The sequence below is a fragment of the Cellulomonas sp. RIT-PI-Y genome, from assembly GCF_025642745.1.
Classification (GTDB): Bacteria; Actinomycetota; Actinomycetes; order Actinomycetales; family Cellulomonadaceae; genus Cellulomonas.
The window spans coordinates 1-11,448 of sequence record NZ_JANZKP010000079.1 but is presented as its reverse complement, the minus strand read 5'-3'; the positions used below and the strand labels follow the sequence as shown (position 1 = coordinate 11,448).

9 protein-coding genes are annotated in these 11,448 nt (G+C 71.9%); all 9 read left to right on the top strand.

Features of this window, described 5'->3' with window-relative positions; genetic code table 11:
* Positions 1-391: 391 nt before the first annotated feature.
* Positions 392-1,201: a glucose-1-phosphate cytidylyltransferase gene (gene rfbF, locus OGL89_RS16340; protein WP_263121233.1), complete on the top strand. Its 810-nt coding sequence runs from the start codon at positions 392-394 to the stop codon at positions 1,199-1,201.
* A 1-nt stretch (position 1,202) separates the two neighbouring features.
* Complete coding sequence (locus OGL89_RS16335) at positions 1,203-2,231, top strand: SDR family oxidoreductase (RefSeq protein WP_263121232.1); 1,029 nt, start codon at positions 1,203-1,205, stop codon at positions 2,229-2,231.
* A complete protein-coding gene (rfbC, locus tag OGL89_RS16330; protein ID WP_263121231.1) occupies positions 2,228-2,767 on the top strand; it encodes a dTDP-4-dehydrorhamnose 3,5-epimerase in 540 nt (179 codons plus the stop codon). Before OGL89_RS16335 ends, rfbC begins: the two co-directional genes overlap by 4 nt.
* Positions 2,764-4,038, top strand: a complete 1,275-nt coding sequence (locus OGL89_RS16325; protein WP_263121230.1) for a Gfo/Idh/MocA family oxidoreductase — start codon at positions 2,764-2,766, stop codon at positions 4,036-4,038. Before rfbC ends, OGL89_RS16325 begins: the two co-directional genes overlap by 4 nt.
* Complete coding sequence (locus tag OGL89_RS16320; RefSeq protein WP_263121229.1) at positions 4,035-5,126, top strand: glycoside hydrolase family 99-like domain-containing protein; 1,092 nt, start codon at positions 4,035-4,037, stop codon at positions 5,124-5,126. Before OGL89_RS16325 ends, OGL89_RS16320 begins: the two co-directional genes overlap by 4 nt.
* Positions 5,119-6,222: a glycosyltransferase family 4 protein gene (locus tag OGL89_RS16315; RefSeq protein ID WP_263121228.1), complete on the top strand. Its 1,104-nt coding sequence runs from the start codon at positions 5,119-5,121 to the stop codon at positions 6,220-6,222. Before OGL89_RS16320 ends, OGL89_RS16315 begins: the two co-directional genes overlap by 8 nt.
* A complete protein-coding gene (locus OGL89_RS16310) occupies positions 6,219-7,436 on the top strand; it encodes an ABC transporter ATP-binding protein (protein WP_263121227.1) in 1,218 nt (405 codons plus the stop codon). The genes OGL89_RS16315 and OGL89_RS16310 overlap by 4 nt, the downstream gene beginning before the upstream one ends.
* A gap of 5 nt (positions 7,437-7,441) precedes the next feature.
* A complete protein-coding gene (locus OGL89_RS16305; protein ID WP_263121226.1) occupies positions 7,442-8,266 on the top strand; it encodes an ABC transporter permease in 825 nt (274 codons plus the stop codon).
* A 1-nt stretch (position 8,267) separates the two neighbouring features.
* A partial coding sequence (locus OGL89_RS16300; protein ID WP_263121225.1) for a discoidin domain-containing protein occupies positions 8,268-11,448 on the top strand: 3,181 nt, incomplete at its 3' end.

Below are 11,448 nucleotides of genomic sequence, written 5' to 3'. Positions count from 1 at the left end.
ACGGCCCGTGTGATGGCGGTGCAACGACCTAGCGGTGGCGCTGCAACGACCGAGCGGGCGGTCCAACGACCGGGCGATGGCGGGGCGACCGGTGCGACGGGCCGTGCAGAGCTCGTGCGGTGGCGAGGTGACAGCAGGGCGGGACGGCGATGCAGGCCGGCGGCGCGGCGGTGGCCACTCCCCCGGATGGCGGAACCCTCACGCGAGAGCCGAGTCGACCATCGGGCCGCCCCGACCCGCGTGACCTGCGGCTTCACGTGACGACCCGCCGCCCGATCCGTCCCCATTGTCCGTTTTCACCCGTTGGAACCTGTTTGGGACGAAATGCCCGGGCTAGCCTCCTCGCAGACGGCTCGACACCCCATCCCCAGTCCCGGACCCAGGAGCAGCCATGAGCACCCTCGCCCCGGCCGACATCCCCGTGGTGATCCTCTGCGGCGGGATGGGCACCCGACTGCGTGAGGCGTCGGAGAAGCTGCCCAAGCCGCTGGTGGACATCGGCGGCCGGCCGATCCTCTGGCACATCATGAAGACCTACAGCGAGCACGGCTTCCGCCGGTTCGTGCTGGCGCTCGGGTACAAGAGCGACCTGATCAAGCAGTACTTCCTCGACTACCGCCATCTGACCAGCGACTTCACGCTGCGCCTGGGCGGCGACGAGCAGCCGGTCTTCCACCAGACCTCGGGCACCGAGGACTGGGAAATCACCTTCGTCGAGACCGGGCTGACCACGGCCACCGCCGCGCGCATCCGCCGGGTGGCGGAGCACCTGGACGCCGACCGGTTCGCGCTGACCTACGGCGACGGCATCGGCGACGTGGACATCACCGGCGTCCTGGCCCATCACCAGAAGAACGGCCTGCTCGGCACCCTGACCGGCGTGCACCCGTCCAGCCGCTACGGCGAGATGCGGGTGGACGGGGAGACCGTCGTCGAGTTCAACGAGAAGCCGACCCTCGCGGACGGCTGGGTGAACGGCGGGTTCTTCGTCTTCGAGCGCGAGTTCGTGGACAAGTACCTGGACGACGACCCGGCGGTGATGCTCGAGAGCATCCCGCTGCAGCAGCTCGCCCGGGACCGGCAGCTGTCGGTCTTCGAGCACGAAGGATTCTGGATGGGGATGGACACCTTCCGGGACTGGACCGAACTGAACGGCCTGTGGGACACCGGCCGGGCACCGTGGAAGATCTGGGAGGACTGAGGTGCGCATCCTCGTCACCGGCACCGGGGGTTACCTCGGCAGCCTGCTCGCCCCGACGCTGATGGCCGAGGGCCACGACGTCACCGGCCTGGACACCGGCTACTACGCCGAGGGCTGGCTCTACCACGGGGTGCCCGCGATCCCGCGGACGCTCGTGAAGGACATCCGCGACATCACGCCGGCCGACCTGCTCGGCTACGACGCGGTGGTGCACATGGCGGAGCTGAGCAACGACCCGATCGGCGACCTGCTCGGCGAGGTCACCTACCGGATCAACCACGAGGGCTCGGTGACGCTGGCCGCCGCCGCCAAGGCCGCCGGGGTGCAGCGGTTCGTCTACATGTCGTCCTGCTCGGTCTACGGGGTGGCGGACGGCACCGTCGACGAGACCAGCCCGGTCGACCCGCAGACCGCCTACGCCCGGTGCAAGGCGCTGGTGGAGCGGGACGTCACCGCACTGGCCGACGACGCGTTCTCCCCCACCTTCCTGCGCAACGCCACCGCCTTCGGCGCCTCGCCCCGGCAGCGGTTCGACATCGTGCTGAACAACCTGGCCGGACTGGCCTGGACCACGCACCGGATCGCGATGACCTCGGACGGCACCCCGTGGCGGCCGCTGGTGCACGGGCTGGACATCGCCAAGGCGATCCGGGCCGTGCTGGCCGCACCGCGCGAGGCGATCCACACCCAGGTGCTGAACGTCGGGTCGGACGCCAACAACTACACCGTGCGCCAGATCGCGGAGACCGTGGGCGCGGAGTTCCCCGGCTGCGAGGTCAGCTTCGGCGACCCGAGCGCGGACAACCGCTCCTACCGGGTGTCCTTCGCCAAGATCCGCCGGGTGCTGCCCGGCTTCGACACCGACTGGGACGCCGCGTCGGGCGCGCGGCAGCTGCACACCGTCTTCCAGCAGATCCAGCTGGACGACGCGACCTTCACCGGTCGCGGGCACACCCGGCTGGCGCAGATCGAACACCTGCTCAAGACCGGGCAGCTCGACCCCGACCTGTTCTGGACGGTGACCCCGTGAAGTACACCCCGACCGCCGTGACCGGCGTGCAGCTGGTCGAGCTGGAGCTGCGCGAGGACGACCGGGGCTTCTTCGCCCGGACGTTCGACGTGACCGAGTTCGCCGCCCACGGGCTGGACACCGCCGTGGCGCAGGGCAATCTGTCGTTCAACCACGCCGCCGGCACCCTGCGGGGTCTGCACCGGCAGGTGCCGCCCTATGCCGAGGGCAAGCTGGTGCGCTGCACCCGCGGCGCGATCGTCGACGTGGCCGTGGACGTGCGGCCCGGGTCGCCGACCTTCGGTGAGCATGTGCTGGTCGAGCTGACCGCGGACAACCACCGCGCCCTGTTCATCCCGCCCTACGTGGCGCACGGCTACCAGACGCTGGTGGACGACACCGAGGTGTCGTACCAGGTCAGCGGCCCCTACGCGCCCGAGGGCGAGCAGTCGTTCCGCTGGGACGACCCGCTGTTCGGCATCCAGTGGCCGCTGCCGGTGTCGGTGATCTCGGCCAAGGACGCCGCCGCCCCGCTGATGCAGGGAGCCGTCCGGTGATCCTCGTCGACTCCCTGCTGACCGAGCGCCATCGATCGGGCCGCCCGATCCGGGTGGCGCTGGTCGGCGCCGGCTTCATGGGCCGCGGACTGGTGAACCAGATCGTGCACTCCACCCCGGGCATGGAGGTGACGGTGATCGTCGCCCGTCGTCCCGAGCAGGGGGTGCGGGCGTTCGCGGAGGCCGGGATCGACCGGGTCAGCCACGTCGACTCCGCCGCCGCCCTCGACCGGGCCACCCTGCCCGCCGTGACCCAGGACCACCTGGTCGCCGTGCAGTCCGACGTGGTGGACGTGGTGGTGGACGTGACCGGTGCGGTCGAGTACGGCGCCCGGGTGGCGCTGGACTGCTTCGAGCACGGCAAGCACCTGGTGCTGATGAACGCGGAGGTCGACGCGACGGTCGGCCCGGAGCTGGCCCGGCTCGCCGACAAGGCGGGCGTCGTCTACACCGGCTGCGACGGGGACCAGCCCGGCGTGCAGATGAACCTGCACCGGTTCGTCACCGGCCTGGGGCTGACCCCGCTGGTCGCCGGGAACATCAAGGGGCTGCAGGACGAGTACCGCACCCCGACCACCCAGCAGGCGTTCGCGGAGCGCTGGGGCCAGGACCCGCACATGGTGACCTCCTTCGCGGACGGCACCAAGGTGTCGGTGGAGCAGGCGCTGGTGGCGAACGCGACCGGGATGTCCGTGCACCGCCGCGGCATGCTCGGCCGGGACCACGACGGGCACGTCGACGAGCTCACCACGCGCTACGACGTGGACGAGCTGCGCGCGCTGGGCGGTGCGGTGGACTACGTGGTCGGCGCCAAGCCGGGTCCGGGCGTCTATATCCTGGCCACCCACGACGACCCGAAGCAGCGGCACTACCTGGAGCTGTACAAGCTCGGCACCGGGCCGCTCTACTCGTTCTACCAGCCCTACCACCTCTGCCACTTCGAGGTGCCGACCACGATCGCCCGGGCCGCGCTGCTCGGAGACGCCACCATCCGGCCGCTCGGCGCGCCGTCGGTGGAGGTCGTGACCACCGCCAAGACCGATCTGACCGCCGGCACCGTGCTGGACGCCCTGGGCGGGTACCACTACTACGGCCAGGCCGAGCGGGCCGACGTGACCCGGACCGAGCGGCTGCTGCCGGTCGGGGTCGCTGAGGGCTGCGTGCTGGTCCGGGACGTGCCGAAGGACGCGACGTTGACCTACGACGACGTCGAGCTGCCCGCCGGGCGCCTGGTGGACCGGCTGCGCGAGGACCAGAGGGCTATCGCATGACCCGTGCCCTGGCCTTCTACCTGCCGCAGTTCCACCCGGTCCCGGAGAACGACCAGTGGTGGGGACCCGGCTTCACCGAGTGGACCAACACGGTCAAGGCCCGGCCGCTGTTCCGGCGCCACGTGCAGCCGCATCTGCCCGCCGACCTGGGGTTCTACGACCTGCGGGTCCCGGAGACCCGGCACGCCCAGGGCGAGCTGGCGCAGGAGTACGGCATCGAGGCCTTCGTGTACTGGCACTACTGGTTCGGTCGCGGCAAGCGGATCCTGGAGCGCCCGTTCGCCGAGGTGCTGGCGAGCCGGGAGCCGTCGACGGGATTCGCCCTGGCGTGGGCGAACCAGACCTGGTCCGGGATCTGGCACGGCGCGGCGGACAAGGTCCTGCTGGAGCAGACCTACCCAGGCCCCGAGGACGACCAGGCGCACTTCGACACCGTGCTGCCCGCGTTCCGGGACGACCGCTACCTGCGGGTGGACGACCGGCCGGTGTTCTACGTCTTCCGTCCCGAGGAGCTGCCGGACCCGGCCGCCTGGGTCGACCGCTGGCAGGCGATGGCCCGCAAGGCCGGGCTGCCCGGGCTGTACCTGGTGGCTGAGGTCTCGGACCTGCTCGGCGCCGGTCCGCGGTTCGTGGACGTGGACGCGGCCGGGTTCGACTCCGGGGCGTACATGCGGATCCCGGCCCGGCGCTCGCCACGGGACGTGCTGCGGATGCGGGCGGGTCGCAAGCTGCTGCACCGCCCGGAGATCTACCCGCACGCGGCCGACTTCGGCGGCCTGCCGTCCGGGATCAGCGACCGGTTGCAGCCGGTGGTCTACCCGAACTGGGACAACACCCCGCGCTCGGGGCGCCGCGGTCTGGCGATCACCGGGTCGACGCCGGAGGTCTTCGCCCGGCACGTGGAGCAGGCCGCCGCGACGCTGGCCGACCGGCCCGCGCAGGAACGGCTGCTCTGGGTGAAGTCATGGAACGAGTGGGCCGAGGGCAACTACCTGGAGCCGGATCAGGAGTTCGGCCGCGGTTGGCTGGACGCGCTGCGCACCGGCCTGCGCGCGCACGCCCCGCAGTTGGAGGTGTCCCGTGGCTGACACCGAGGTCCAGCCGACCGCGGGCGGCGGCACGACCACCCGTCCGTTGCGGATCGCGATGATCAGCTACTACCTGCCCTCCGGCTCCAAGATCGGCGTCGGGTTCCAGGTGCACGAGCTGGCCTCCGAGCTGGCCCGGCGCGGACACACCGTCGACGTGTTCTCGGACTGCCCGCCGGTCCCCGGCGCGTCCTACGGGCACCGGCACGTGCGCATGTCCGGCAGCCTGCGCACCTTCCGGTTCGCCACCGCGCTGCGCCGCGAGGACTTCAGCTCCTACGACGTGCTGCACGCGCACGGCGACGACTACTGGCTCTGGCGCCGCCGGACCCGCGCCCACCTGCGCACCGTGCACGGCAGCTGCTTCGAGGAGGCCCGGCACATCCATGGTCTGAAGGAGAAGCTGCGGATGACCCTGCTCGGGATGAGCGAGGTGCTGGCCGCGCTGGTCGCCGACCGGGTGGTGGTGGTGTCCCCGCAGACCCGCCGGTGGGTGCCGCGCTCGCACGCGGTGGTGCCGAACGGAGTGGACATGTCGCGGTTCACCGCCCGGGACGCCACCCGCGCCGACCACCCGGTGATCCTGTTCGTCGGGACCTGGCACGGACGCAAGCGCGGCCGCGAGCTGGCCGAGCAGTTCCGGACCGTGGTCCGGCCCGCCGTCCCGGACGCCGAGCTGTGGCTGGTGAGCCGCGACGTGCCGGACGGGGCTGCGGGCACAGCGGGCGACGGTGTCAGGATTCTGGGCCGGCTGTCCGACGACGAGCTGGCCGAGGCCTACCGCCGGGCCTGGGTGTTCTGCCTGCCCTCCTCCTACGAGGGCTTCGGCATCCCCTACGCGGAGGCGATGGCCTCCGGGCTGCCGGTGGTCGCCACCCCGAACGTCGGCGCGCGCTACGTCTCCGACGACGGCCGCGCCGCGGTGCTGGCCGAGCTGCCCGATTTGGGGACGGCCCTGACCGCCGTCCTCACCGACCCCGACCGCCGTGCACGCCTGACCGCCGCCGGACTGGAACGGTCCCGCGTGTTCTCGCTGAGCGCGGTGGCCGACGCCTACGAACGGCTGTACGCCGACGCCTTGGAGAGCCGCTCATGACGGAGACGACCACACCTGCGATCCGCGCGGCGGGGGTGAGCAAGTACTACAAGATCGCCACCACCGACGATCAGCCGTCCACCGCCGCCGAGGCGATGCTCCACCGGCTGCGGCACCCGCTGAGCCGGGCCCAGTTCGAGGAGTTCCGGGCGCTGGACGACCTGGACTTCGAGCTCCCCTGGGGCTCCGCGGTCGGCATCCTGGGTCGCAACGGCGCCGGGAAGTCGACGCTGCTCAAGCTGCTCACCCGGGTGGCCGCACCCACCAAGGGCCGGATCGAGATCGGTGGCAGGGTCGGTTCCCTGCTGGAGGTCGGCACCGGCTTCCACCCGGAGCTGACCGGACGGGAGAACGTCTTCCTGAACGGCACGCTGCTCGGGATGCGCAAGGCGGAGATCCAGCGCCGCTTCGACGAGATCGTGGCGTTCTCCGGGGTGGAGAAGTTCCTGGACACCCCGGTCAAGCGCTACTCCTCCGGCATGTACGTGCGGCTGGCCTTCGCGGTCGCCGCGCACCTGGACACCGAGATCCTGGCCATCGACGAGGTGCTCGCGGTCGGTGACGCGGAGTTCCAGGCCAAGTGCATCGAGCGGATGCGCGCGGTCGCCGCCGAGGGGCGGACGGTGCTGTACGTCTCGCACCAGATCCAGACCGTCAAGGCGCTGTGCACCACCGCGCTCTACCTGGAGCACGGCACGCTCATGTACCACGGCGAGGTCGACGACGCGATCGAGCTCTACCAGACCAGCCGCGACCGGGCCTCGATGAGCCAGACCGACATCGACCGTCGTCCGGGCACCGGCGAGCTGCGGATCACCTCGGTGGAGATCTCCTCCCCGCTGTACCGCACCGTCGAACCGAAGACGATCGAGTTCACCGTGTCGTCCAACCCGGACTACATCGGCAAGTACTTCGTCTCCGCGCACATCAACGACCGCAACGGCAGCACCATCCTGCAGTGCGACTCCCGGGTCACCGGCCTCTGGCTGGACCCGGGCACCGAGCAGAAGGTCGCGCTGACCATCAAGGAACCCTGGCTCAAGCCCGGGGAGTACTCCGTCGACCTGTTCGTGTGCAGCTCCGGAGTCCTGGACTCCTTCGAGGGTGCGGGCCGGTTCGAGATCCACCCGGTGCTGCCCTACCCGCAGGCGGTCTCCGACGAGGGCCTGGACAACGGCCTCGTGCTCGCCGACTTCGACTACGAGAGGCGGTGACCGCTATGGCGTCGCGCACGATCACCATCACGCCCCCGGGCCGGCTCCCGTTGCCCGGCTGGCGCGAACTGTGGGAGGCCCGGGAGGTCTTCACCCGGTTCGGCATCCGCGACCTCAAACTGCGCTACCGGCAGACCGCGCTCGGCGTGATCTGGGTGGTGCTGCAGCCGCTGCTGAGCGCGGGCATCTTCTCCGTCGTGTTCGGGCAGATCGCCGACCTGTCCAGCGACGGCGTGCCCTACTTCGTGTTCTCGTTCGCCGGGATGCTGGCCTGGACGCTGTTCAACGGCATCGTCACCCGGTCCGCGCCCTCGCTGGTGAACAACCAGGCGCTGGTGTCCAAGGTGTTCTTCCCCCGGATGCTGGTACCGCTGTCCGCGGTGCTCAGCGTGCTGGTGGACTTCCTGGTCGCCGCCGCCCTGATGGTCGTGCTGCTGATCGCCTACGGGATCAACCCCGGCTGGGCGGTGCTGGCGCTGCCGGGCTGGATCCTGCTGGTGATCCTGCTCGGCTCCGGCATCGGCCTGCTGTGCTCGGCGCTGATGGTGCAGTTCCGCGACGTGGCCTACGTGGTGCCGTTCGCGATGCAGACGCTGCTGTACGCCAGCCCGCTGGCCTACTCGCTGAACTCGGTCGGGGAGAACATCCGCTGGCTGTTCGACATCAACCCGCTGACCTGGATCCTGGAGGGCTTCCGCTGGTCGCTGCTCGGTCTCGCCCAGCCCGCACCCTGGCAGATGATCGCCGCCGTCGCGGTCTCGCTCGGGGTGTTCGTCGCCGGGACCCTGGTGTTCTCGAAGATGGAACGCGGCTTCGCGGACGTGATCTGACATGACCACCCCCGATCCGGTGGAACGGCTGGCTCCCCCTGCGCCGGTCCACCCCGCGACCCGGCGACCGACCCCCGCACGGCGATGGGGCACGGTCGCCGGGTCGGTCGGACTCGTCGCCGCGCTGCTGGCCGGGACCGGCGTGGTGATCTGGCAGGGACAGAGCGGGCCCGGGGGCGGTGCGGCCGCAGCGGAGCCCGCCGCGGGGGACTTCGGCGCGCAGGTGTGCGGGGTCGCCGATCCGGACCGCTACGCCTCCCTGGCCACGGACGCCCCGGTGGCCCGGATCGACACCCTGGTGTCCGCGCTGGACGCGGTGCCCGGGTCGATGGCGGCCACTGACGACTACGTCGCGACGCTGACCGACGGCACCGTGGACCGGTGGACCGCGGACGGGGCGATCGTCGACGCGGTCGACGTGGGCGAGGCCGGCAGCTTCGCGCTGACCGCGGACGGGACCGTCCTCGCCGCCTCCTCCGACCCGGGGACGATCACCGGATGGCCGGTCTCCGGGTCGCGGAGCACCTGGACGGTGTCCGATCTGGACCGTGGGGACGTCCGGGCGGTGATCGGCTGGTCCGCGGGCACCGACGCGCTGGCCGCGGTCGCCTTCACCGGCTCCGACCGCCTCGCCCTCCTGCGTGCGGACGGCTCGGTCGACCCGGACGGACCGGCGATCGAGGTCGACTGGTACCCCCGTTACTACCCGTTGGACGACGGCGGCCTGGCCGTGATGAGCGACGCCGAGAGCGACCAGTCGTCGACGATCTCGCTCACCCGGTACGACGCCGACGGCACGGCCGGAGTGACGATCACCGGTCTGCTGAACACCGAGTCGTCGAACGGCCGGGCCGCCACCCTGGACCACCCGACCGGCGTGGTGACCGCGGCCGACGGCGGGATGCTGCTGGCCGGGCCCACCTGGCGCCTGGTCGAGGTCGGGCCGGACGGCGTGTGGCGGCGGATCGCCCTGTCCGGCGAGGGCCAGGGGTCGACGTTCACCTTCGCGGACTTGACCCCGGTGGTGCGCACCGACGCCGGGCTGCTGTACGTCTCCCCCGCGGAGGACGGCGGCTTCCAGCTCGACCGCGTCGCCGACGACCAGCTGGAGCTGCTGCTGGACGCGCCCGTGATCTGGGACCTGAACCACGCGTCGACGATGGACTCCCTGGGCTACGGCCTGGGTCTGAGCACCGACGCGGAGGACGACTACTTCCCGCCCGGTGACGATCCGGTGGTCCGCTTCGACGTCGCCGCGGGCTGGAGCGGTTCCGCCGACGACTACCAGCTGCGCTACCGGGTCACCGGTGATCCGACCCTGACCACCGGGAGCACCGAGGGCATTGTCGACCTCCCGGCGGACGGCGACTCCGTGCCGCTCGAGCTGCCCGCCGCGGACCCCGGCCCGTACGAGGTGCACGCCGAACTGGTCGAGCGTGCCACCGGGGAGGTCCGCACCGCGACCTGCCTGCGCTACGCGGTGGGCGCGCCGGGCGCGACGCTGGACCCGGCCGGGCTCGCCGACGGGGCGGACTGGGGTGGCGCCGGCCCGCTGCGCGGGGTGCAGCTCGCGGCCCAGCTCGGGATCGGCAGCCACCGGGTGCAGCTGAACTTCGGGGACCTGGTGCCGACCCCGGCCGCACCCGCGAGCGCCGCCGCCCTGAACCTCGACGCCCTGCCGGAGGGGCTGGCCGAGGCCGCCGCCGAGGCCGCCCGCACCGGCGTCCAGCTCTACGTCCAGGTCGGACAGGGCGGCGAGGCCGAGCAGGCCGCGATCACCGCCGGGACCTGGGGCGACTGGGTCCGGGTCATCGTCCAGGCGGTCCCGTCGGTGCACCTGTGGGCACCGTGGAACGAACCGAACAACACCGGCTTCGGCGACGGCGGGGAGTACGCCCGCCAGGTGCTGGCACCGTTCGCCGCCGGGGTCCGCGCCGCCGATCCGGCCGCCCGGGTGATCGGTGGCAACGCGCTCAACGTCGTGGTCGGCTGGTACCAGCAGCTGATCGCCGCGGGGGGCTGCGCGGACCTCGACATGGTCGGCATCCACCCGTACACCGGCTTCAACCGCTCCTGGCAGGAGGAGGGCTCCGACGGTCCGATCGGGCAGATCACCGCTCTGCGCGATGCCCTGGCCGCCGACCCCTCCTGCGCGGGCAAGGCGATCTGGGACACCGAGTCCGGCTGGTGGTCGGACGGCCCGGCGAACCACTGGCAGCAGGCGGAGGACGTGGCCCGGACCCGGATGCTGATGACCACCCTCGGGGTCGACGAGTGGACCTACTTCTTCAGCGAGGGCGGCTGGGGCGAGGGCGGGTTCTCCTGGTCGCTGGTGCAGGTCGGCTCGTTCGTGAAGCCGGGCGCCCTGGCGATGGCGACGGTGGACCGGATGCTGGCCGGCCGGAGCGCTCCGGAGACGATCGACACCGGGGACGGTGCCGTGACGGCGCTGTCGTACCCGGCGGGCACGGGCGCGTCGTCCACCGCCGGGGACGATCCGGGCGCCGGGGACCCGCTGCTCGCGCTGTGGGCCGCCGACGCGAGCACCACCGTCACCCTCTCCGCCGAGCGTGCCACCACCGCCACGGTGACCGACCTCTACGGCGGCACCAGCACTCTGGAGGTCGGACCGGAGGGCGTCGACCTGCCGGTCACCGGATCGCCGGTCTACCTGACCGCCGACACGGCGCTGGCGGTCACCGCCGACGAGCCCCTGCTGCCCGCCACCGACCTGCTGGCCGGGGGCACGGTCACGGTGTCCTCCTCCGCCGGTGTCGACCCGCAGGTCCTGATCTCCGCCGAGGGTGCGCAGGCCACCCCTTGGCAGGCCGGTGCCCGCACCGCCGACGGGCCGGACACCAGCCCGTGGGTCGAGGTCGCGCTGACCCGGCCGGCGGAGATCAGCCGGGTGACCGTCACCTCCGCCGGGATCCGGTGCTGTACGGCCGGGGTCCGGGCGTACACGGTCAGCGTCCGGACCGCCGACGGCGAGTGGCAGCAGGTCGGCGCCGTCGACGGCGCCTTCCTGGACCGCACCACCGCCGTGGACTTCGACCCGGTCACCGCCACCGCCGTCCGGGTCCAGGTGCCCGGCACCACCGCCCGTGGCGTGACCATCCCGGACCTCAACTACTCCGGCCAGTACGGCGGCCTGCTCCCGGCCTGGGAACCGGTCGCCACCG

What these genes read in the sequence shown, in the direction of transcription:
- rfbF (WP_263121233.1), top strand. Translation starts at nt 392, where the DNA reads ATGAGCACCCTCGCCCCGGCCGACATCCCCGTGGTGATCCTCTGCGGC.
- OGL89_RS16320 (WP_263121229.1), top strand. Translation starts at nt 4,035, where the DNA reads ATGACCCGTGCCCTGGCCTTCTACCTGCCGCAGTTCCACCCGGTCCCG.
- OGL89_RS16310 (WP_263121227.1), top strand. Translation starts at nt 6,219, where the DNA reads ATGACGGAGACGACCACACCTGCGATCCGCGCGGCGGGGGTGAGCAAG.
- OGL89_RS16305 (WP_263121226.1), top strand. Translation starts at nt 7,442, where the DNA reads ATGGCGTCGCGCACGATCACCATCACGCCCCCGGGCCGGCTCCCGTTG.